This is a genomic window from Paenibacillus terreus, from assembly GCF_042138595.1.
GTDB classification, from domain to species: domain Bacteria; phylum Bacillota; class Bacilli; order Paenibacillales; family Paenibacillaceae; genus Paenibacillus; species Paenibacillus terreus.
In genome coordinates, this window is sequence record NZ_JBHIRX010000013.1 from 13,352 (window position 1) to 36,644 (window position 23,293).

The window sequence follows — 23,293 nt, forward strand, 5'->3', positions numbered from 1 at the left end:
CGCTTCCTGATTTCCTTCGTGATCAAAAGATGACTTTTTGAACAACCTCTAGTACAGCTAATTCAGTTTATTTAAGGAGGCAGTCCATGTTTACGATCTATCCTGCCATTGATATTCGTGACGGCAAGTGTGTGCGTCTGATTCAGGGAGACTATAACCGTGAAACGGTTTATAACGATAACCCGCTGGAGGTTGCGCGAGAGTGGGAACGGCTTGGCGGCACATTCATCCACCTGGTGGATCTGGACGGCGCCAAGGCTGGGCATCCAGTGAACGATACACTGATAGGACAAATTGCATCGGCCGTCAATGTCCCTGTACAAGTAGGAGGCGGTCTGCGCACACGCAGCGATGTGGAACGGCTGCTGTCCCTTGGGGTAAGCCGCGTCATTCTCGGCACAGCCGCTATTGAAGACCGCGCATTTACGGAAGAGGTGCTCGGGACATACGGAGATCGTGTTGCCATCGGGCTGGACGCCCGGAATGGTTATGTGGCGACAAGAGGCTGGCTGGAAACGTCGGAGGTAAAGGCCGAGGAGCTCGCTCGCGAACTGGCCATGAAAGGGGCAGACACGTTCATTTTCACGGATATATCGCGGGATGGCATGATGCAGGGACCGAATGTGGAGGCAATACGCTCTCTCGCTAAAGCCAGCGGACGCACGGTTATCGCTTCCGGCGGAGTGAGTGTGATGGATGACTTGCTGAAGCTGTCTGCTCACACGCAGGAAGGCATCGGCGGGGCGATCGTGGGCAAGGCGCTGTATACGGGCAGTATCAACCTGAAAGAAGCGGTTAGCGCCGTGACGGGAACTACCCGTTAACCTGGGAAGCGGAAAAAGGGGGCACAGCGATGCTGGCGAAACGCATTATCCCGTGTCTGGACGTGAAGGACGGACGGGTGGTCAAAGGTGTAAATTTTGTGAATCTGCGCGATGCGGGCGATCCCGTGGAGCTTGCTGCTCTGTATGACCGCGAAGGTGCCGACGAGATTGTGTTTCTGGATATCTCGGCGTCTGTAGAGGGTCGGGCAACCATGGAGGAAGTGGTTCGCCAGACCGCCGGAGAAATTACAATTCCGTTTACGGTAGGGGGAGGAATCTCCCAAGTAGACGACATGAAACGAATTTTGCGCGCAGGGGCGGACAAGATCGGCATTAACACAGCCGCTGTCCTCAATCCGGAGCTGATTACGGACGGGGCGCGCAGCTTCGGCTCCCAGTGTGTAGTGGTAGCCATCGATGCAAAGTATAATGAGGCTTGGGGCGAGTGGGAGGTCTATACCCATGGCGGCAGAAAACCATCGGGCATCCGCGCGCTGGCTTGGGCCAAGGATGCCGAAAAGCTGGGAGCAGGTGAAATTTTGCTGACCAGTATGGATGCGGACGGTACGAAGGACGGCTTTGATCTGCCGTTAACATCGGCCATCGTGGATGCGGTGGGCATCCCGGTCATCGCCTCCGGCGGAGCCGGGCGGAAGGAGCATTTCTATGATGTGTTCACCGAGGGCAAGGCGGATGCCGGACTGGCGGCGACCATTTTTCATTATAAAGAAATTGCGATTCCTGAATTAAAGCGTGATTTGAAGGACAGAGGAGTGGAAATACGATGAGTGACGATATACGGCAGGAGCTTTCTCTGGAGCAGCTTTTGGAAAACGTCCGCTGGGATGACGCGGGTCTCGTGCCGGCCATTGTTCAGCATGCGGCTACGGGACAGGTGTTGACACTGGCTTATATGAGTCAGGAGTCCTTGAGACTGTCGCTCGAAACCGGTCAGACCTGGTTCTGGTCCCGTTCGAGGCAGGAGCTGTGGCACAAGGGGGCCACGTCCGGCAATACGCAGCAGATCGTCCGGATGGGTCTGGACTGCGACGGAGACAGCCTGGTCGTTCAAGTGAATCCGCAGGGCCCGGCCTGCCACACCGGGGAAGAGACCTGTTTTTATCGTGATATTGCTGTTGGTACGGACCAGGAGCTGGAGAGGGCTGCACGCTCAGACAGCGGACGGTTTGCGGTGTTGTCCGAACTGGAGGCAGTCATTGCGGAGCGGGAGCGGACACGTCCGGAAGGCGCGTATACGACATATCTGTTTGATAAAGGCGTGGATAAAATTCTGAAAAAAGTCGGTGAAGAGGCTTCCGAGACCATTATTGCCGCCAAAAATAACGATAACGAAGAGCTGCGGCTTGAGGTCAGCGACCTGATTTACCATCTGCTGGTGCTGCTGCAGGAGCGGAAGCTCCCGCTGGACGATATTATGGCCGAGCTGAACCGCAGACATGAGCGGCCCCGCAGGGATTAGTCTTGCGGCGGCTGCTTGAAACTACCATTTTGCAGAGGAGTAGCGTTATATGCGTATTGACTACCACACGCATCATGCCCGCTGCGGACACGCGTCGGGGAGCCTTGAGGAATATGTTCAGCAAGGAATCCGGCTCGGGCTGGACCAGCTGGGCTTGTCCGACCATATGCCGCTCCTGCATGTAAATCCGGCGGATTATTATCCGGAAATGGCCATGCCGATGGAGGAACTGCCGCGTTACGTGGAGGAATGCCTGGAGCTGAAGGAGCGTTACCGCGGGCAGATCGACATTCGCGTCGGCCTTGAGGGGGATTACATCGAAGGCTGGGAACGGCAGATTGAGGACATTGTTGTCTCCTATCCGTGGGATTATGTCATCGGATCGGTGCATTTTCTGGGTGAGTGGGACGTAACGGATTTCCGTCAGGTACATCATTGGGAGGGCAAAGATGTGCTCAGCGTGTACCGTACATACTATGATGCCGTAGCCAAAGCCGCCGCAACGGGCTTTTACGATATTATGGGGCATCTGGACGTCATCAAAAGATTCGGGCATAAGCCTGCCCCGGAGCAGGAAGAGGAGCTGCGTGCGCTGGAAGAAGATGCTCTTGCCGCCGTGGCGCGCAGCGGCCGCGCCATGGAGCTGAACGCCTCCGGCTTGTCCAAGCCGTGTGCGGAAATGTTCCCGAGCCGGCGCATGCTTGAGGAAGCATACAGGCTTGGTATCCCTGTAACCGTGGGTTCAGACGCGCATCAGCCGGAGAAGCTGTCGGAGCATCTGGATCAGGCCCGATCCTTGCTCTATGAGGTTGGCTACCGTGAGTTGGCTGTGTTTGAAAAACGGGAGCGTTCCAGTATTAAGCTAACCATATAAGTGCGAGTTCAAAAAGTCAGGTTTTCAGCACCGAAGCGTATGCTTCCGGAGTGCGTTTTTTCAAAACGCTGGAGTTGAATGAAGCTAGGGACTGAGGAGCGGAGCGTACTTAAGGGTACGTGAGCACCTGAAATGTTTCCGTAGGAAACATGCTTCGGAAGCATCCGCTTAGGCCCGGCTGAATTCAAGATTCGATGTCGAGTCCGCTTCCTGATTTCCTTCGTGATCAAAAGATGACTTTTTGAACAACCTCTATAAGATATGTTCAAGCTGGTCATTTCTATAAATGCCCGGCTATTTCCATATGATGACCCTGGAAGGTATAATAAAAGCGTATATTGATGTACATTCAAAGAAGCCAGACCGCGTTTAGCGGTAGTTTTTCAAGGTATACGAACATAAGACTCGCTACCCATGGCATAGACCGTAAAGCTGCCGAAGGAGGAAAACGATGCATCAGTCCTTGCGTATTTTTTCCGGATCCTCGAATCCGATGCTTGCCCGCAAAATGTGCGACAAGCTGGGCGTGGAGCCGGGCAAAATCAAGCTGTCCCGTTTCAAAAGCGGGGAAATTTATGTGCATTATGAAGAGAGCATTCGGAACTGTGACGTTTTTCTTGTGCAGTCTTTGGCACACCCCGTCAATGAACTGTTCGTAGAACTGCTTGTCATGATCGACGCAGCCAAACGGGCTTCGGCACGAACCATTAACGTTATTATTCCTTATTACGGGTATGCCCGGCAGGAGCGCAAATCTGCACCGCGTGAGCCCATTTCCGCCAAAATGGTGGCCGATGTGCTGACAACGGTCGGAGCTTCTCGGATCGTTACGCTGGATCTGCATGCGGCGGCCATACAGGGCTTTTTTAATATTCCGGTGGATCATCTGACCGCGCTCGATTTGATCAGTGAATATCTGCGCACGCGCGGCATCGACAGGCCTGTCGTCGTATCGCCGGACGCGGGCAGGGCCTCCATGGCGGAGAAGCTGGCGAATCGCATGGACTCGCCTTTTTCCATCATGATCAAGAAAAGACCTGCTCATAATGAATCCGTCATCACGCATCTTATAGGCGATGTGGAAGGCAGAACGCCTATTATTATTGAAGATTTAATTGATACCGGTTCCACGATCATTAACGTGGTTGAGGGACTTAAGGAGAAAGGAGCAGGGGAAGCCATCGTATGTGCGACCCATGGCCTGTTCTCCGGCTCCGCCCTGGAAAAATTGAAGCATCCATATATTCGGGAGGTTGTCATTACGGACTCCATCCAGCTGCCGGAGCAGGTTCCGGATGGGCTTACGGTGCTTTCCGTCGCCCCGATGCTGGCCCGTGCCGTCCACATCATTGTGGAGGGCGGATCGATCGCAACTTTATTCAAAGACGCGGGTGTATAAGCTCGTGTCTCTTTGGGCTGTGTTTCATGAAACCGTATGGGTAAAATTACAGAAAACAAGCTTTCACATGGGATGAGCAGCGGTCAATCTTATGTTATAATGTATAGGCTCAATAGCAAGTTAAAGGAGGTGCCTTTGTTATTATGAAAGGCAAAAACCTGCGGGTTACGGACACTCGCCCCAATATCATTGCCCTGCGTCTTGACGCGTCTTTTTTCTTTGAGAGAGCCGTCCGCTCGCTGGATCGCAATCATTATGACAAGGCATTGAAATATTTTCGCAAGGCTGTGGAATATGAACCGGATAATCCCGTGAATCATGCCAATATGGCGGGTATATTATCTGAGATGGGGGATTACCAGGGCTCGAATGAAGTGCTGGAATCCATTCTGAAGAATGTCAATCCGTCGATGACGGAATGCTATTTCTATATGGCCAACAACTATGCCAACATGGAGCAGTTCGAGGCGGCCGAGAAAGCGCTTGTAACCTATCTTGAAGAGGATGAGGAAGGCCAGTTTCTGGAGGAAGCGGAAGACATGATGGAGCTGCTGTATTACGAGCTTAACCGGCCTGCCAAGCTGAACCGGATCAAAGCGCGGCAGGGCGTCGTTGAGCACGATCAGGCCCGTTTGCTGCTGGAGGAAGGCAAGTTCGCGCAGGCTGCAAAGCTGCTGGAGCAAATCTCCGGCGACCAGCCCGATCTGCTGGCGGCGCGCAACAACCTGGCCCTCTCTTATTATTATATGGGGATGTTCGAGAAGGCGAAGGAAACCATCCTGCAAGTGCTGCAGGATGAACCGGGCAACCTGCATGCGCTCTGCAACCTGGCTATATTTTATCAGAATGAGGGCGGAGGCCCCCATCTCGATGCGCTGCTGGAGAGCCTGACGGTCATCGTGCCCTTCCAGCAGGACCAGGTGTTCAAGCTGGGTACGACGATGGGCATCCTCGGCCGTCATGAAGAGGCCTACAGGCACTTCCGCCGGCTGCTGAAGGACGGCGAGAACAAAGCGGACGCGTCTCTGTATCACTATGCGGCCGTGGCCGCAAGCAATACGGGAAGGTATGCGGAGGCGGAACGGCTGTGGGAGCTTGTAAAGAAGCTTGATCCGGAATCGGAGACACCGCGTTTCTATCTGTCCCGGCTGAATGAGCTGCGCAGGATGGGACGGTCCATAGAGAAGCTCAGCTATCACTATCATCTGCCTTTTGATGAACAGTTCAAGCTGTGGGAGAAATACGGGAGCCGCAGTGTGCCTGACGAAATGAAGAAGGACCCGCTTGTCCGGTCATCTTTCTTCTGGGCGCTTCGCCATGGAGACGATGCGACGAAGTCTCAGGTCATCCAGGCCTTGGCGATGATTGGCGATGAAGAGGTGCGGGAAGCGCTCGGCTTGCTGCTTGCCGATGTATCCCAGGCTCCGGCGGTGAGGGAGCGGGCGAGAGCGGCGTTAGAGGGTATGGATGTTAGACAGACGTCTGCGTTTGCACCGTTGTCTGACGTGGCGCTGGCGGAACAGCCATTGAAGCAGGGAGCAGCGGCTGCCAATCCGCAGATCCAGGCGGTGCTGGATAAGGCATTTTCCGTAATGGGCAAGCGTTATGATACCGCCCAGCAGAACGATCTGAAAGATCTGTGGCTCGAGTACCTGGACCGGATCAGCCCGGAGGGCTTTACCATCCAGCATGTGGAGGGCTGGGCGGCGGCTCTTGAATATTTGACGGCCAAAATGCATCACACCCGGGCAACCTACAGGGAGATTGCCGACCGTTATGGCATCTCCGTATCCACTGTCAGCCGTTATGCCCGCCAGATTGACAGCGTCTGCGGAATCAAGCAAAAAATAGCTCAGCGTTTCCCTTCTTTTACCGAAAGGGTATAAATATCTAATAATCTCTGAAGGAGGTACCACCTATGTACAAATCCATTATCATCGGAACAGGCCCTGCAGGATATACGGCAGCCATCTATCTGGCACGCGCCAACATGAATCCTCTTGTCATTGAAGGCATGCAGCCGGGCGGGCAGCTGACGACAACGACCGAAATCGAGAACTTCCCCGGATTCCCGGAAGGGATTATGGGACCCGAGTTAATGGATAACATGCGCAAGCAGGCCGAACGCTTTGGCGCGGAATTCAGATCCGGCTGGGTGGAAGAAGTGGATTTCAGCAAGCGCCCCTTCAAAGTTAAGGTGGAAGGACAGGGTGTACTGGAAGCGGAAACGGTCATCATCGCTACCGGAGCATCCGCCAAATATTTGGGTATCCCCGGCGAGCAGGAGAACGTGGGCCGCGGGGTCAGTACCTGTGCGACCTGTGACGGCTTCTTCTTCCGCGGCAAGAAGATTATTGTTGTGGGCGGCGGCGACTCCGCCATGGAGGAAGCGGGCTTCCTGACACGCTTTGCCTCCTCGGTGACATTGGTTCATCGCCGCGAGGAACTCCGCGCCTCCAAAATCATGCAGGACCGTGCCCGCGATAACGAAAAGATCCAGTGGGCGTTGGGCCGTACTCCGGTTGAAGTCATTGCAGACGACAGCGGGGTAAAAGGGCTCAAGGTGCGCAACAATGAGACAGGCAAGGAGGAGCTGATTGAAGCGGACGGCGTCTTCGTAGCGATCGGACATACGCCGAACACAGGCTTCCTGGGCGGCAAAATTACGACCGATGACCACGGCTATATTCAAGTGAAGCCGGGTACGACCGAGACGAATATCCCGGGCGTTTTCGCATGCGGCGATGTGCAGGACAACCGTTACCGTCAGGCTATTTCCGCCGCCGGCACAGGCTGTATGGCAGCCATGGATGCCGAGAAATTCCTCGAAGGCAGCGCAGTTCATGACTGGAGCGAAACGCTCGACAAGTAATCTGTAGAATTGCGTGTTCAAAAAGTCAGGTTTTCAGCACCGAAGCGTATGCTTCCGAAGTGCGTTTTTTCAAAACGCTTGAGTTGGATGAAGCTAGGGACTGAGGAGCGGAGCGTACTTGGGGTACGTGAGCACCTGAAATGTTTCCGTAGGAAACATGCTTCGGAAGCACCAAGAGCACCCGTACAGTATATCTTGCGCGGGTGCTTTTTTTCAGGAGCCGATGTCTCAGAGAGTTCACATAACTTTGCGAAGTTCACGTGCTCTCCACCGGCCCGGAAGCTGCTCCCCGCGCCTTGACCGGATGGGTAGGTTCGCTTATAGTTGGATACGAGACTTACTGTATGGAACCATCGTTTGCCGGTACCGCAAGATAGACCGGGAACCATTATATGTATAGAAAAAGGTGGCTTGTAACATGTCTGAAAGCATCTATATCGGCGTGGATTTGGGTGGTACGACAATCAAAGTCGGCATCTGCAATGTGGAAGGGCAGCTTTTGCAAACCTATGAAGGTCCTACCGAGGTGGCTAAGGGTGCGGACACCGTCCTGGCCAATATCGAGAAGTACGTAAGACTTATTGTGGAGCAGTCTCCATACAGCTGGGATCAGCTGCAGGGGGTTGGCGCCGGTATTGCGGGTTTTCTGAACGTGCGTGACGGAGTCGTCGTGCTTGCGCCGAATATAGGCTTTCGGGACGTGCCGATTCGGGCCACATTGGAGGAACGGCTGGGCAAGCCGGTCAAAATTGATAACGATGCCAACGTGGCGGCGTTGGGCGAAGCCTGGGCCGGAGCGGGCAAAGGCGTGGGCAATTGCGTATGCTTCACGCTGGGCACCGGTGTAGGCGGCGGCATTATTATCGACGGAAAAATTTATCAGGGCTTCTCCGGCATGGCAGGGGAAGTCGGCCATATCGCCGTTGTGCCCGATCTTGAAGCGATCCAGTGCGGCTGCGGCAAAATGGGCTGTCTGGAGACGGTCTCTTCAGCCACGGGTATTATCAGGATGGCGAACGATGCGGTAGAGCGCGGCGATCGTACCTCTCTTGCAACCGTGGAGAAAATCGCGGCCAAGGACGTTTTCGATGCCGCCAAGGCCGGGGACGAAGTGGCGCTGCGCATCGTGGGCCGGGCTGCTTTCTATCTGGGTAAAGCCATGGCCACAACAGCCGCGATTTTAAACCCGGAAATGTTCATTATCGGCGGCGGCGTATCCAAGGCGGGCGATATTCTGTTCGACGAATTGCGGCGGGTATTCGCTCAATTGACTCCGGAGCCGCTGCAGCGCGGCACCTCCATTGTGCCGGCTACGCTGGGGAATGATGCAGGAATCGTCGGGGCGGCCGGATTGCTTCTGCGGTCCTAGTGCCCGGCTTATCAATTTTGGATTACGGGAAGGGGAAAGAAGGAACATGTCGGAAAATAATAACACGGCACCGCCGGCAGGCGCGACGCTGATTATTATTACGGGGATGTCCGGCGCGGGCAAGACGATCGCCGTACAGAGCCTGGAGGATCTCGGTTTCTTTTGCGTTGATAACCTGCCGCCTGTCCTTATTCCCAAATTTGCGGAACTGATTGAGCAGTCCAACGGTAAAATCGGCAAGGTGGCGCTGGTGATCGATTTGCGCGGCCGGGAATTTTTCACAGCTCTCTCGGAATCCTTGAGTTATATTAAAGATCATTTTACGATTCACTGTGAAATTCTGTTTCTTGATGCCAATGACAGCGTCCTGGTTCAGCGTTATAAGGAGAGCCGCCGCCGTCATCCCCTCGCCCCGGACGGCATGCCGCTTGACGGTATCCATCTTGAGCGTAAGCTGCTGGAGAATCTCAAAAATTCGGCGACGCAGGTCATCGACACCAGCACAATGAAGCCTTCCGTGTTGAAGAAGCGTATTATATCGAGGTTCTCCCATCTGGAAAGCAGTCTGCTCTCCATTAACATCATGTCCTTCGGGTTCAAATACGGGATCCCTATCGATGCGGACCTTGTGTTTGATGTGCGTTTTCTGCCCAATCCGCATTATATAGAGGCATTGCGGCCGAATACCGGGATGGACAGCGACGTTTATGAATATGTAATGAAGTGGCCAGAAACCCAGACCTTTCTGACGAAGCTGATGGATATGCTGCATTTTCTGATTCCGCAGTACCGGAAGGAAGGCAAGAGTCAGGTCATTATCGGTATAGGATGCACCGGAGGCAAACACCGGTCGGTGGCCATCTCCGAATATCTTGGTAAAATGCTTGGAACGAGTGAAACGGAGGCCGTTGCGGTAAGCCACCGGGACGCGGATCGGGATCGGCATTGATATAGAGGTGAAATTATGAAATTAGCGGGAACACAGCTGGAGCGTCCGCGCATTGTCGTGATGGGAGGCGGAACAGGGCTGTCCGTCATGCTGCGGGGATTAAAACAAAAGCCGCTGGATATTACGGCGATCGTCACCGTTGCTGACGACGGGGGAAGCTCCGGCATCCTGCGCAGCGAGCTGCAAATGCCGCCCCCGGGCGATATCCGGAACGTACTGACAGCCCTGGCCGATGTCGAGCCGCTGATGGCGGATTTGCTCAAATACCGCTTCAGCTCGGGCTCGGGATTGGCTGGCCATAGTCTGGGCAACCTTATTTTGGCGGCCATGACCGATATATCGGGTGATTTTGTTACAGGTGTTCGTGAGCTGAGCCGTGTATTTGCCGTACGCGGGCGAGTGCTGCCTGCGGCAGAGGAAGCCGTGGTGCTGCATGCGGAAATGGAAGACGGAAGCGTGGTCTCGGGCGAGTCCAAGATCCCGGAAGCCGGTGGCCGCATCAAACGTGTGTTCCTTGAGCCGACTCACGTGGAGCCGTTGCCTGAGGCGGTCGAGGCGATTGAGCGGGCCGACGCCATTCTGATTGGACCGGGGAGCCTGTACACGAGCATTCTGCCCAACCTGCTGGTGCCCAAGCTGGCTGAAGCGGTTGTGGCCTCGCAGGCGGTCAAAATTTTTGTATGCAATGTCATGACGCAGCCTGGAGAAACGGATAACTACAGTGTAGGGGATCATCTGCAGGCTGTTTACGATCATGTTGGCCATCAGCTTTTTGACTATGTGATTGTGAACAACGGGGACATTCCGGCCCAGGTGCTGGATAAATATGCAGAACAGGGCGCCAAGCCGGTTCAGCTGGATCTGGATTCGGTGACCGGACAGGGGTATAAAGTGGTGGCTGACACGCTGGTCCTGTTCAGAACATATCTGCGGCATGATGCCGACAAGCTGAGCCAGCATATTTATCAGCTCGTGCAAAACTGGATATTAAGAAGGAGGTGAGTCCCTTGTCTTTTGCGGCTCAAACGAAAAAAGAGCTGACGATGATTGAAGCCCAGTCCTGCTGTGAGAAGGCCGAGCTGTCGGCGCTGATCCGGATGCTGGGGTCCGTACAGCTTTCGAACAAAAAAGTGGTATTGGACATTTCCACCGAAAATGCCGCGATTGCAAGGCGCATTTACTCCTTCATCAAAAAGCATTTTCAAGTGCATACCGAACTGCTGGTCCGCAAGAAAATGCGGCTCAAGAAAAACAATGTGTACATTGTCCGCATTCCGGACCGGGTTCAAGAGATTTTGAAGGAGCTGTACATCGTCTCGGAGGGGTTTCTGTTTACAGACGGGATTAATCCGGCGATAATCAGGAAAAACTGTTGTAAGCGGGCTTATCTGCGGGGAGCGTTCATGGCCGGGGGCTCGGTGAATAATCCGGAGGGCTCCTCCTACCATCTGGAAATTGCCTCGATGTATGAAGAGCACTGCCAGGCACTCGTGGATCTCGCAAACGAGTTCCACTTGAATGCCCGTTGTATTGAACGGAAGAAGGGGTTCATCCTTTACATTAAAGAAGGCGAGAAAATCATTGAGTTCCTGAGCATTATCGGTGCTCATCAGGCTTTGTTCAAGTTTGAGGATGTGCGCATCATGCGTGACATGCGGAACTCGGTCAATCGGATCGTAAACTGTGAAACCGCGAATCTGAACAAGACGATCGGAGCGGCAGTTCGTCAAATCGAAAATATCAAGCTGCTGCAGAAGGAGGTCGGGCTGGATTCCCTGCCGGACAAACTCCGCGAAGTGGCTGAAATCCGCCTGGCCCATCCTGACATGAATCTGAAAGAAGTCGGGGAGCTGCTGAAAGGCACGGTCAGTAAATCCGGGGTAAATCACCGGCTGCGGAAGATTGATGAGCTGGCTGACAAGGTCCGGGCAGAGCGAGGAATGATCCTGTAGCCTGTCTGACAGGCACGGATGGGGATGGGTGCCTGTTTTTTTTCTAGTTTATGATTCAGGTTGATGGTATAATGTGATAAATAAAATGGAATAAATGTGGTTTTAATTCATTTGTCAATTTACTTATAAAGGGGGAACCGTTTTTCATGACTAAACATCCGGTAGTTGTACGTTTGAAAACAGGACTGCATGCAAGACCTGCTGCATTGTTCGTACAGGAAGCCAATAAATATTCCTCGGAAGTCTTTGTGGAAAAGGACGACAAGAAAGTGAATGCCAAGAGCATCATGGGCATTATGAGCCTTGCCATCAGCTCCGGTACGGAAATTTATGTCAGTGCGGAAGGCGCGGATGCAGAACAGGCTGTAAACGCTTTAGTAAGTCTCGTAAGCAAGGAAGAACTGGAAAACCAGTAAAGAGCGGCTTGCTATTAGTGAGTGTTCAAAAAGTCAGGTTTTCAGCACCGAGAAGATTGGATGAAGCTAGGGACTGAGGAGCGGAGCGTACTTAGGGTACGTGAGCACCGGAAGGCCCGGCTGAATTCAAGATTCGATGTCGAGTCCGCTTCCTGACTTCCTTCGTGATCAAAAGATGACTTTTTGAACTACCTCTTGGAAGAAGGGGGGTCCCTGGGAACAGGGACTTTTTTATTGCCTGCAACTTTTTGGCGCCAGCTCCGTCTAGAGGGTACGATCGATTTCATGAAAAAAGTACCATAAAGGAGCGGGTTACAGTGAAAATATGGGCAAAAACAGCAGGTGCAGCATTACTGGCAGGAACAGTGTTTGTTGGCGGATTTGGCGGGCTGGACTTCGGGGGCAACAGCGGTAAAGCGTATGCCGATGCCGTTAACGTGGTCCGTAATGTGATCAGTGTAGACGGTGAGGGTGAAATCTCTGTAAGCCCGGATATCGCCTACCTGTCCATCGGTGTGCAGACGCAGGGCAAGACGGCAGCCGCCGCCCAGAAAGAGAATGCACAGATCATGGACAAAGTGAACAATCTGCTCAAGACAAGCTGGGGCATTAACGCCAAGGATATCAAGACCACCCAGTTTTCGGTTCAGCCGGATTACGCTTATAGCGAAGAGGGCGGGCAGAAGCTTAAAGGTTATACAGCTTATCATACGCTGAACGTGGCTTATCGTGATCTGTCCAAAATCGGCCAGCTGCTTGATGCGGCAGCCGGCGCCGGTGCCAACAACATTGACGGTGTCCGGTTTACGGTAGAGAATCCGGATAAGTATGAAGAAGAGGTAATTGCCAAAGCGCTGTCCAATGCGCAGATGAAGGCTTCGGCCGTAGCCAAAGCGGCCAACCGCCAGCTCGGCAGCCTGCTGAACGTCAATTTGGGAAATGCGGATGCTCCTGTGTTTTACCGGGAGGTGGCCATGGCCAAATCTGAAGACTCAGCCGCTGGCGCAAGCACTTCCGTAGAGCCCGGACAGATTACGCTGGACACCCGCTTGAGCGCGCAGTATGAAATGAACTGATAACACGTTAGAAACCAATGAGCCGGAAATGAGTCAGGATTGTAACCCAGCCTGTAACATTTTCCGGCTCGAATTGTTTTAAGATATCTCTCAGATGGTTAATTCATAACGCTACTTGCATCAAGGATCAGAGGAGGACATCAACTAATGAACATTCAGACAAAACGGCTGGGTACAGCGCTGCTTGCGGCCGCTCTGGTCACCGGCGGGGTTACCGCACCTATTTCCGAGCTGCACGCTGCAGGAAGCGCATCCCAAGCCGCTCAGCAAACCCAGGTAACCTTGAAGTGGAACGGCAAGGCCCTTCAGACGAAAGGGCTTATGATCAAGGGGCAAACCCTGATTCCGGTAGCGGCCCTGAGGGATGATTTGAAGCTGCCTGTATCGTATAATGCGTCTGACAAGTCTTATACGATCGGCGCCAACTATAACAAGCTGAAAATTGCAATGGGGTACGATGAGCCGTACGTCAATGTAAACGGGGTACATACGTATGATATGCAGGCCCGGATGGTCAACAACCGGCTCTATGTTCCCATCGGCCACCTGAAGGCTTATCTTGGCATTGACGCTGCCTGGAATGCGGCTGCCAAGACGGTCAGCATGACCAAGAGCCAGCTGAATTCCGTCTCCATCAAAACGGTAAACCTATCCCAGGATAAGTCGGATAAGACGAAGTTTGATTTGAAATATCCTCAGCTCACAGGCAGCCAGCCTGGTGTGGATAAAATCAATGCCGCGCTGAAACAGCATGCAGAGACGAATGTGGCATGGATCAAGAAGCAAATTGATGAGATCGGAGATGCTACGGCGGACCGTCCATATGAATTTGAAAGCAATTATGCCGTTACCTACAACCGGGGAGGCTATGTCAGCCTGATTGTGGAGGACTACTCCTATTTTGGCGGCGCTCACGGCTCCACTGCCCGTACTGCATTTACATTCTCCCTGGAGGATGGCAAGCAGCTGGGACTTGGAGATGTGTTGAAAGCCAATCCGGATTACAAGAAGACGCTGAACAACAAGCTGCTCAAGCAAGTGCCGGTATCCAACGGATATTTGGGAGGCTTTAAGGGGCTTTCGGATAAACCGGATTTCTATGTCACCGGAACGGGCATCGTCATTTTCTTCCAGCAGTACGAGTACACCGCTTATGCGGCCGGTATTCCGGAGTTCTACTTTGCCTTTACGGATCTGCTTCCCGCAGGAGCCAAACCTTTCGGAAAATAAATTCGGGAAAAAGAAAATCCGCCCCGCGTTCCTGCTGTAGGAACACTGGGCGGATTTTTTTGCACATACTGCTTATAAAAATTTGTTCGTGGTCCCGGCTTAGACTCCTTGTGGGGGAGTGCTGGAAATCACCTGATCGATCAGGCCGTATTCTTTGGCTTCGTCAGCCGTCATGAAGTAGTCGCGGTCGGTATCCTTCTCGATGCGGTCCAGCGGCTGGCCGGTACGCTCGGCGAGGATGCGGTTCAGCTTATCCCGCATTTTCAGGATGCGGCGTGCACGGATTTCGATATCCGTCGCTTGACCTTGAGCACCGCCAAGAGGCTGGTGAATCATAACCTCACTGTTTGGCAGGGCAAAACGCTTGCCTTTGGCACCTGCATTCAGCAGGAACGCGCCCATGGAAGCGGCCATCCCCACACAGATGGTGGATACGTCGGGTTTGATAAACTGCATCGTATCGAAAATCGCCATGCCGGCTGTGATGGAACCGCCGGGGCTGTTGATGTACAGGTGGATGTCTTTTTCCGGATCTTCCGCAGTCAGAAACAGCATTTGCGCGATGATGGAGTTGGCGACAACGTCATTCACGTCAGACCCGAGGAAAATGATGCGGTCCTTCAGCAATCTGGAGTAAATGTCATAGGCTCTCTCACCGCGGTTGGTTTGTTCAACGACCATAGGAATGTAGCTCACGTAAAACCCTCCCTTAAATATGTGCTAGGATACGTACTACCTGATACAGGTAAAGTCTCCATAATAAACTGTTACCGTATTACCCACATCATAAACAATTTCAAACAAAAAGTCAAAGAAAGTCAAACTATTGGTGAAAAAAAAGAGCCCTCTGCGCTCCCGTTGGTTAAACAGTATATATAAACTCAAATAAATGGCGCGCCCGCGAGGAATCGAACCTCGATCTCAGGCTCCGGAGGCCTACGTCATATCCATTGGACCACGGGCGCATATTCAGTATTCCTTTGAAATAGGACACAAAAATGATTATATGCGACTCACAGGCAAAATGCAAGTTATTATTTCAGCAGTCTGGCAAATAACTTTTACGTTAATAATAGTTGCTGAACCGCTGCGCATAATCGGCTGAAAGAATGAGAAATATAGGTTCTGACACTTGCATGTGAGGTTGGAATTGGTTAAAATGATTGTGGGACTTAAAAAGTTAACCCGGGACATTTTAAGACCAACTAAGGCCACAAAGTGGAAAATGAACAGTAGAAGTCTGCGGGAGTGGAAAGCATGCGAAATATATTAGAAATTCAGAAGCAGCTTCTGCCCGATCTCACGGATGTATTGAAGAAAAGGTATACTATCCTTCATCAGATCATGCTGTCAGACGTCATTGGACGCAGAACGCTTGCGGCATCGTTACATATGACCGAACGCGTGCTGCGTGCTGAAACCGATCTTTTGAAAGCCCAGGGCCTTATAGAGATTGAGAGTATTGGCATGCGGGTGAGCGAAGCCGGCAGGGAGCTGCTGGAACAGCTTGAGCCCATTGCCAAAGAGCTGTTCGGACTGTCTTTGCTTGAGGACCAGATCCGCCAGGCCTATAACCTGCGCAAGGTGATCGTCGTGCCTGGCGATTCGGATACGTCGCCGATGACCAAACGGGAGCTGGGACGGGCAGGAGCCAAGGCGCTGCTGAGCGTTATGGGGGATGAGGATATTGTCGCCGTTACCGGTGGCACCACCATTGCTGATGTAGCTGAGCACCTGACGACACCGTCCGGCGGGTCGATGAAGGGCGGATGGTTTGTGCCTGCCCGCGGGGGCTTGGGTGAAAGCCTGGAAATGCAGGCAAACTCCATCGTGTCCAAGATGGCCCGCAACGTAGGGGCGCAGTACAGACTGCTGCATGTGCCGGATCTGTTGAGCCAGGAGGCCTACGAGTCGCTTGTCCAGGATCACATGATTCAGGAAATTGTGGAGACGATCCGCAAGAGCCGGATTATTATTCATGGGATCGGCAATGCCATGGCAATGGCGAAAAGGCGCAGGCTTGACCCGGATACCGTGGCGGAGATCCAGGCTGAAGGAGCGGTGGCTGAATCTTTTGGCTACTACTTTAATGAGAAGGGTGTCGTTGTGCACCGGATGCTCACCATTGGGCTGCGTCTCGAAGACATTATGAGGACGGAAATTGTTCTTGGCATCGCCGGAGGCGCGAGCAAGGCGGCGGCGATTCAGGCCGTACTGCGGTTTGGCCAGGAGGACATTCTGGTCACCGACGAAGCAGCGGCGGAAATCATCGTGCGCAATTTCTAATTGCTTAAAAGTGCGTGTTCAAAAAGTCAGGTTTTCAGCACCGAGAAGGTTGGATGAAGGTGGGGACTGAGGAGCGGAGCGTACTTGAGGTACGTGAGCACCTGAAATGTTTCCGCAGGAAACATGCTTCGGAAGCATTCGCTTAGGCCCGGCTGAATTCAAGATTCGATGTCGAGTCCGCTTCTTGATTTACTTCGTGATCAAAAGATGACTTTTTGAACTACCTCTAGGGAAGTGCTTTAATAATTGTTGTCTTGACAGGTCTAACCGCTTGTCTTGAATAAATAAAAACAAAACTTGGGAGGAACTTACTCATGGTTAAAGTAGGTATTAACGGTTTTGGACGTATCGGCAGACTGGCTTTCCGTCGTATTCAAAATGTGGAAGGCATTGAAGTAGTAGCAATCAACGACCTGACTGACGCCAAAATGCTGGCTCATTTGCTGAAATATGATACAACTCAAGGACGTTTCGACGGAGACGTTGAAGTACATGACGGCTTCTTCAAAGTAAACGGCAAAGAAGTTAAAGTTCTGGCTAACCGCAACCCTGAAGAGCTGCCTTGGGGCGAGCTGGGCGTTGACATCGTGCTGGAGTGCACAGGCTTCTTCACAACAAAAGAAAAAGCTGAATTGCACCTGAAAGGCGGCGCGAAGAAAGTTGTAATCTCCGCTCCTGCTACAGGCGACATGAAAACGATCGTTTACAACGTAAACCATGACACACTGGACGGTTCCGAAACTGTAATCTCCGGTGCTTCCTGTACAACGAACTGCTTGGCTCCTATGGCTAAAACATTGAACGACAAGTTCGGTGTTGTGGAAGGTCTGATGACTACAATCCACGCTTACACTGGCGACCAAAACACTTTGGACGCTCCGCATGCCAAAGGCGACTTCCGTCGTGCGCGTGCTGCTGCCGAGAACATCATTCCTAACACAACTGGTGCTGCTAAAGCAATCGGTCTGGTTATCCCTGAACTGCAAGGCAAACTGGACGGTGCTGCTCAGCGCGTTCCGGTTGCAACTGGTTCCCTGACTGAGCTGGTAACGGTTCTGGAGAAAAACGTAACTGTAGACGAAGTCAACGCAGCAATGAAAGCAGCTTCCGATCCGGAAACTTACGGATACACAGAAGACGAAATCGTATCTTCCGATATCAAAGGTATGACTTTCGGTTCCCTGTTCGACGCTACTCAAACAAAAGTGCTGACTGTTGGCGACAAACAGCTGGTTAAAACTGTAGCTTGGTACGACAACGAAATGTCCTACACTGCTCAGCTGGTTCGTACACTGGAGCACTTCGCGAAGCTGGCTAAGTAATAACGGCTCGGCGAAAAATGAAACAACATAGAGCGGAAACATACCATTGTTTCCGCTCTTTATCTATGACTTCCTTGATTTGCACATTATTAAATTCCTGGTGCGGAGGAGTAAAACTATGAACAAGAAAAGCGTTCGCGATGTAGAGGTAACCGGCAAAAGAGTGTTTGTCCGTGTGGATTTCAACGTTCCTGTAGAGGACGGCAAAATCACCGATGACAAGCGTATTCGTGAAACTCTGCCAACCATTAACTACCTGATCGAAAAAGGTGCTAAAATTATTTTGGCAAGCCATTTCGGACGTCCAAAAGGCGAAGTGGTGGAATCCATGCGTTTGACGCCTGTGGCAGCACGTCTGTCCGAGCTGCTGGGCAAACCTGTAGCCAAGGCTGATGAGGCTGTTGGTGAAGCGGTGAAAGCGAAAGTGGCGGAGCTGCAAAACGGCGATGTACTGTTGCTCGAAAACGTCCGCTTTTATCCAGGCGAAGAGAAGAACGACCCTGAACTGGCGAAGCAATTTGCCGAACTGGCGGATCTGTTCGTCAACGACGCATTCGGTGCTGCACACCGTGCACATGCTTCCACGGAAGGTATCGCACATCTGCTGCCGGCCGTTTCCGGCCTGCTGATGGAGAGAGAGCTGTCCGTTCTGGGCAAAGCGCTGTCCAATCCTGAGCGCCCGTTCACGGCCATTATTGGCGGTTCCAAGGTTAAGGACAAAATCGACGTGATCAACAATCTGATCAGCCTTGCGGACAACATCATTATCGGCGGCGGCCTGACCTATACCTTCCTCAAGGCTCAGGGTCATGAAATCGGCCTATCCCTGCTGGATGAGACCAAACTGGATGAATCCCTTGGTTTTATCGAGAAAGCAAAAAGCTTGGGCAAAAACTTCTACCTTCCGGTGGACATTGTGGTTGCCGATGATTTCAGCGCTTCTGCCAATACGCAGATCGTTGATATCGACGGTATTCCTGCTGGATGGGAAGGCGTGGACATCGGTCCAAAAACCCGTGCCATCTATGCCGATGTGATCAAAAACTCCAAGCTGGTCGTGTGGAACGGACCCATGGGTGTATTCGAAATTGAACCATTCTCCAACGGCACTCGTGAAGTAGCGGAAGCTTGCGCAACAACAGAAGGCTACACCATCATCGGTGGCGGTGATTCCGCGGCTGCGGCTGAGAAATTCCACCTGGCTGACAAGATGGACCACATCTCCACAGGCGGCGGCGCTTCCCTTGAGTTCATGGAAGGCAAGGCGCTTCCAGGCGTAGTAGCATTGAACGACAAGTAAAAAGCAGGGAGCTGAATAGAGTGAGAACACCGATTATTGCAGGCAACTGGAAAATGTTCAAAACGGTTCCTGAAGCAACAGACTTCATCCAGAACGTGAAAGGCAAAGCTGAAGTGGAAGGCGTGGAGAGCGTAATCTGCGCACCATTCACGAACCTGCCGGCTCTGGTGGAAGCTGTGAAAGGAACCTCCATCAAAATTGGAGCACAAAACCTTCACTTTGCTGAAGATGGTGCTTATACAGGCGAAATCAGCGGCCGCATGCTGAAGGATCTTGGCGTGGACTACGTCATTATCGGACACTCCGAGCGCCGTCAATATTTCGCGGAAACAGATGAAACGGTGAACAAGAAAGTTCACGCGGCCTTCCGCAATGACCTGATTCCGATCGTATGTGTCGGCGAGAAGCTGGAAGAGCGTGAAGCCGGACAAACGAAGGAAGTCTGCAAAGTGCAGACGGAAGCTGCTTTTGCCGGCCTTGCGCAGGATCAGGCGGCGAAGGTTGTCGTGGCTTATGAACCGATCTGGGCTATCGGGACAGGCAAATCTTCTACGGCACAGGATGCCAATGAAGTGATTGCTTACATCCGTTCTCTGATTAAAGACCTGTATGACGAGAACACGGCCAATGCGGTCCGCATTCAATATGGCGGCAGCGTAAAACCCGAAAATGTAACAGAATACATGGGCCAAAGCGACATCGACGGCGCACTGGTTGGCGGGGCAAGCCTGCAGCCGGATTCCTATATTGCGCTTGTTGAGGGGGCGAAGTAACATGACTGCACCAAGACCGGTGGCATTGATCATTATGGACGGCTTCGGCCTCAGAGACACGGTGGAAGGAAATGCCGTTGCACAGGCCAATAAGCCGAATTACGACAAATACTTAAGCATTTACCCGCATACGACGCTGACGGCGTCAGGCGAAGCGGTTGGACTTCCGGAAGGGCAAATGGGCAACTCGGAGGTAGGGCACCTGAACATCGGTGCAGGCCGGATTGTGTATCAGGATCTGACCAGAATCTCCAAATCCATCCGGGAAGGCGAATTCTTCGAGAACGAAACTTTGGTTGAAGCCGTTCGTTACGCGAAGAATAATAACAAGAAGCTGCATCTGTATGGACTGCTGTCCGACGGCGGCGTACACAGCCACATTGACCACCTGTTTGCCATGATCGACCTGGCCAAGCGGGAGGATTTGCACGAAGTATACATCCATGCATTTATGGACGGACGCGACGTAATGCCTGACAGCGGCGTAGGCTTCATGGAGAAGCTGATCGCGAAAATCCAGGAAGCGGGCATCGGCAAAATTGCAACCGTACAAGGCCGCTATTATGCGATGGACCGTGACAAACGCTGGGAACGGGTTGAGAAGTCCTACCGTGCCATCGTGTATGGAGAAGGCCCTAAATATACGGACCCGCTGCAAGCCTTGCGCGAATCGTATGAGAAGTCCGTATTTGACGAGTTTGTAGAGCCTACTGTTATTACCAAAGCGGACGGCAGTCCGGTAGGTCTGGTGGAGAGCGGGGATTCCGTTGTGTTCCTGAACTTCCGTCCTGACCGTGCCATTCAGCTGTCCCAGGTATTCACCAATGCCGATTTCCGCGGTTTTGACAGAGGTCCGAAATTCCCGGAAAATCTGCATTTCGTGTGCCTGACCTTGTTCAGTGAAACGGTAAACGGCTTTGTAGCCTACAAACCGAAGAACCTGGACAATACGTTCGGGGAAGTGCTAGTACAGCATAACAAGAAGCAGCTGCGCATCGCCGAAACGGAGAAATATCCGCACGTAACGTTCTTCTTCAGCGGCGGCCGTGACGTAGAGCTTCCAGGCGAAACTCGGGTGCTGATCAACTCGCCAAAAGTGGCAACCTACGATCTGCAGCCGGAAATGAGCGCTTATGAAGTGGCGGACGCTTGTGTGAAGGAGATCGAATCCGACAAGCATGACGCGATTATCCTGAACTTTGCGAACCCGGACATGGTAGGGCACTCCGGCAAAATGGAGCCTACGATCAAGGCGGTCGAAGTGACGGATGAGTGCGTAGGACGTGTTGTTGATGCCGTTAAGGCCAAAGGTGGTACAGTGATTATTATTGCCGACCATGGCAATGCGGATATGGAAATCGACGAAGAGGGCCGTCCATTTACTGCTCACACCACCAATCCGGTACCGTTCATTGTGACGGATGAGAACGTGGTGCTGCGCGAAGGCGGTATCCTGGCTGACGTCGCTCCGACACTGCTGGACCTGATGGGTCTGCCGAAGCCTGCGGAAATGACTGGAACGTCCATGATTGCAGCGCGTAAATAAGATGTGCTAATTTAGGAATAGAATAAACATACCAAAGGAGATCTGTACAATGACTATTATTTCTGACGTGTACGCTCGCGAAGTCCTCGACTCCCGCGGCAACCCGACTGTAGAAGTTGAAGTATATCTGGAATCCGGCGCTATGGGACGCGCAATCGTTCCTTCCGGCGCATCCACTGGCGCTCACGAAGCTGTAGAGCTGCGCGATAACGATAAAGACCGTTACCTCGGTAAAGGTGTACTGCAAGCAGTTAAAAACGTAAATGAAGTGATCGCACCGGAAATCATCGGTATGAACGCGGTTGACCAGCTGGAAATCGACAAAACGATGATCGCTCTGGACGGTACTCCCAACAAAGGCAAACTTGGCGCGAACGCAATCCTGGCCGTATCCATGGCGGTAGCACGCGCTGCTGCAGACGCTCTGGACCTGCCTCTGTATGTATACCTTGGCGGATTCAACGCGAAGCAGCTGCCTGTGCCAATGATGAACATTGTGAACGGCGGCGCTCATGCCGACAACAACGTTGACGTTCAAGAGTTCATGGTCCTGCCTGTAGGTGCTCCAAGCTTCAAGGAAGCGTTGCGTATGGGTGCAGAAATCTTCCACAACCTGAAATCCGTTCTGAAAGGCAAAGGCCTGAACACGGCGGTTGGTGACGAAGGCGGTTTTGCTCCTAACTTCACGTCCAACGAAGATGCGCTGTCCTCCATCATCGAGGCGATCGAAAAAGCTGGGTACAAGCCAGGCGAAGACGTTCTGCTCGGTATGGACGTAGCATCCACAGAGTTCTATAAAGATGGCAAATACACGCTGGAAGGCGAAGGCAAATCCTTCACTTCCGCTGAGTTCGTAGACCTGCTGGCTTCCTGGGTTGACAAATACCCGATCGTTACGATTGAAGACGGCTGCGCAGAAGACGACTGGGAAGGCTGGAAGCTGCTTACCGAGAAGCTGGGCAGCAAAATCCAGCTGGTTGGTGACGACCTGTTCGTAACCAACACTGAGCGTCTGAGCAAAGGTATCGAAGAAGGCATCGGCAACTCCATCCTGATCAAGGTAAACCAAATCGGTACCCTGACAGAAACGTTCGACGCCATCGAAATGGCGAAACGCGCTGGCTACACTGCAGTAGTATCCCACCGTTCCGGTGAGTCCGAAGACAGCACCATCGCTGACATCGCGGTTGCTACCAACGCCGGCCAAATCAAAACCGGTGCTCCGTCCCGTACGGACCGTATCGCAAAGTACAACCAGCTGCTTCGTATCGAAGACCAGCTCGGCGAGCTGGCTCAATACCACGGCTTGAAATCCTTCTACAACCTGAAAAAATAAGTATCTCACTTCGGTCGTCTTCGTGTGAAGACAAGGGATGGGACACTCGTAATATGAGCTCTGCATGTGAGAAGCTCATGATAAGAAAGCGGACCAGGGTAACCCCGGGGTCCGCTTTTTTTATACGCTTTGTTTTATTTGTTGTCTAATAACAGAAGGCATCAATCAAATCAATATTAGAAAAAAGTTGACACAACAAGTTCAATACTATATTATTCCTATTAAATTTGTAGGAATAAATCTTGCGATTTACTATTCTTTCAACAGAGAAGGTGTTGCTGCGCTTCTA

Annotated in this window: 21 protein-coding genes and 1 tRNA gene; 20 read left to right on the forward strand and 2 right to left on the reverse strand. The window is 52.5% G+C overall.

Features of this window, described 5'->3' with window-relative positions; all coding sequences use genetic code 11:
- Positions 1–86: 86 nt before the first annotated feature.
- The 14 genes from hisA to ACE5KN_RS20885 all read left to right on the forward strand — a co-directional run bounded on the left by hisA (position 87) and on the right by ACE5KN_RS20885 (position 14,441).
- Positions 87–824 carry a 1-(5-phosphoribosyl)-5-[(5-phosphoribosylamino)methylideneamino]imidazole-4-carboxamide isomerase gene (gene hisA, locus ACE5KN_RS20820; RefSeq protein ID WP_375527075.1) on the forward strand — a complete coding sequence of 246 codons (738 nt, stop codon included), beginning with the start codon at positions 87–89 and terminating at the stop codon, positions 822–824.
- 29 nt (positions 825–853) lie between these two features.
- Entirely contained in the window at positions 854–1,612 is a 759-nt protein-coding gene (gene hisF, locus ACE5KN_RS20825; protein ID WP_375527074.1) for an imidazole glycerol phosphate synthase subunit HisF, read from the forward strand.
- Positions 1,609–2,304 carry a bifunctional phosphoribosyl-AMP cyclohydrolase/phosphoribosyl-ATP diphosphatase HisIE gene (gene hisIE / locus ACE5KN_RS20830; protein WP_375527073.1) on the forward strand — a complete coding sequence of 232 codons (696 nt, stop codon included), beginning with the start codon at positions 1,609–1,611 and terminating at the stop codon, positions 2,302–2,304. Before hisF ends, hisIE begins: the two co-directional genes overlap by 4 nt.
- Before the next feature lie 49 nt (positions 2,305–2,353).
- Complete coding sequence (gene hisJ, locus ACE5KN_RS20835) at positions 2,354–3,178, forward strand: histidinol-phosphatase HisJ (RefSeq protein WP_375527072.1); 825 nt, start codon at positions 2,354–2,356, stop codon at positions 3,176–3,178.
- A 451-nt stretch (positions 3,179–3,629) separates the two neighbouring features.
- Positions 3,630–4,577, forward strand: coding sequence for a ribose-phosphate diphosphokinase (locus ACE5KN_RS20840; protein WP_375527071.1), 948 nt, complete (start codon positions 3,630–3,632; stop codon positions 4,575–4,577).
- A gap of 143 nt (positions 4,578–4,720) precedes the next feature.
- Entirely contained in the window at positions 4,721–6,463 is a 1,743-nt protein-coding gene (locus tag ACE5KN_RS20845) for a tetratricopeptide repeat protein (protein WP_375527070.1), read from the forward strand.
- 32 nt (positions 6,464–6,495) lie between these two features.
- Positions 6,496–7,449, forward strand: coding sequence for a thioredoxin-disulfide reductase (trxB, locus tag ACE5KN_RS20850; RefSeq protein WP_375527069.1), 954 nt, complete (start codon positions 6,496–6,498; stop codon positions 7,447–7,449).
- A 418-nt stretch (positions 7,450–7,867) separates the two neighbouring features.
- Positions 7,868–8,818, forward strand: a complete 951-nt coding sequence (locus tag ACE5KN_RS20855; protein WP_375527068.1) for an ROK family glucokinase — start codon at positions 7,868–7,870, stop codon at positions 8,816–8,818.
- Positions 8,819–8,864: 46 nt separating this feature from the next.
- On the forward strand, positions 8,865–9,767 hold the full coding sequence (gene rapZ / locus ACE5KN_RS20860; protein ID WP_375527067.1) for an RNase adapter RapZ: 903 nt from the start codon (positions 8,865–8,867) through the stop codon (positions 9,765–9,767).
- A 15-nt stretch (positions 9,768–9,782) separates the two neighbouring features.
- Complete coding sequence (mgfK, locus tag ACE5KN_RS20865) at positions 9,783–10,769, forward strand: gluconeogenesis morphogenetic factor MgfK (protein ID WP_375527066.1); 987 nt, start codon at positions 9,783–9,785, stop codon at positions 10,767–10,769.
- A gap of 5 nt (positions 10,770–10,774) precedes the next feature.
- Entirely contained in the window at positions 10,775–11,719 is a 945-nt protein-coding gene (gene whiA / locus ACE5KN_RS20870) for a DNA-binding protein WhiA (protein WP_375527065.1), read from the forward strand.
- Positions 11,720–11,865: 146 nt separating this feature from the next.
- Positions 11,866–12,135, forward strand: coding sequence for an HPr family phosphocarrier protein (locus ACE5KN_RS20875; RefSeq protein WP_305757081.1), 270 nt, complete (start codon positions 11,866–11,868; stop codon positions 12,133–12,135).
- 317 nt (positions 12,136–12,452) lie between these two features.
- A complete protein-coding gene (locus ACE5KN_RS20880) occupies positions 12,453–13,211 on the forward strand; it encodes an SIMPL domain-containing protein (RefSeq protein ID WP_375527064.1) in 759 nt (252 codons plus the stop codon).
- A 147-nt stretch (positions 13,212–13,358) separates the two neighbouring features.
- Positions 13,359–14,441: a PdaC/SigV domain-containing protein gene (locus tag ACE5KN_RS20885; protein WP_375527063.1), complete on the forward strand. Its 1,083-nt coding sequence runs from the start codon at positions 13,359–13,361 to the stop codon at positions 14,439–14,441.
- A 99-nt stretch (positions 14,442–14,540) separates the two neighbouring features.
- Here ACE5KN_RS20885 and clpP read toward each other — a convergent pair whose 3' ends face one another.
- Positions 14,541–15,137, reverse strand: a complete 597-nt coding sequence (clpP, locus tag ACE5KN_RS20890) for an ATP-dependent Clp endopeptidase proteolytic subunit ClpP (RefSeq protein WP_375527062.1) — start codon at positions 15,135–15,137, stop codon at positions 14,541–14,543.
- A 194-nt stretch (positions 15,138–15,331) separates the two neighbouring features.
- A tRNA-Arg gene (locus ACE5KN_RS20895) sits at positions 15,332–15,406 on the reverse strand.
- 292 nt (positions 15,407–15,698) lie between these two features.
- Here ACE5KN_RS20895 and ACE5KN_RS20900 point away from each other — a divergent pair.
- The 6 genes from ACE5KN_RS20900 to eno all read left to right on the forward strand — a co-directional run bounded on the left by ACE5KN_RS20900 (position 15,699) and on the right by eno (position 23,004).
- The gene (locus tag ACE5KN_RS20900; RefSeq protein WP_375527061.1) at positions 15,699–16,727 is read left to right on the forward strand and encodes a sugar-binding transcriptional regulator; all 1,029 of its coding nucleotides are present in this window, start codon (positions 15,699–15,701) and stop codon (positions 16,725–16,727) included.
- A gap of 314 nt (positions 16,728–17,041) precedes the next feature.
- A complete protein-coding gene (gene gap / locus ACE5KN_RS20905; protein ID WP_375527060.1) occupies positions 17,042–18,049 on the forward strand; it encodes a type I glyceraldehyde-3-phosphate dehydrogenase in 1,008 nt (335 codons plus the stop codon).
- 118 nt (positions 18,050–18,167) lie between these two features.
- A complete protein-coding gene (locus ACE5KN_RS20910) occupies positions 18,168–19,349 on the forward strand; it encodes a phosphoglycerate kinase (RefSeq protein WP_375527059.1) in 1,182 nt (393 codons plus the stop codon).
- 20 nt (positions 19,350–19,369) lie between these two features.
- Positions 19,370–20,122, forward strand: a complete 753-nt coding sequence (tpiA, locus tag ACE5KN_RS20915) for a triose-phosphate isomerase (protein WP_375527058.1) — start codon at positions 19,370–19,372, stop codon at positions 20,120–20,122.
- A gap of 1 nt (position 20,123) precedes the next feature.
- On the forward strand, positions 20,124–21,668 hold the full coding sequence (gene gpmI, locus ACE5KN_RS20920; protein ID WP_375527057.1) for a 2,3-bisphosphoglycerate-independent phosphoglycerate mutase: 1,545 nt from the start codon (positions 20,124–20,126) through the stop codon (positions 21,666–21,668).
- Positions 21,669–21,717: 49 nt separating this feature from the next.
- Entirely contained in the window at positions 21,718–23,004 is a 1,287-nt protein-coding gene (gene eno, locus ACE5KN_RS20925) for a phosphopyruvate hydratase (protein WP_375527056.1), read from the forward strand.
- Positions 23,005–23,293: the final 289 nt, after the last annotated feature.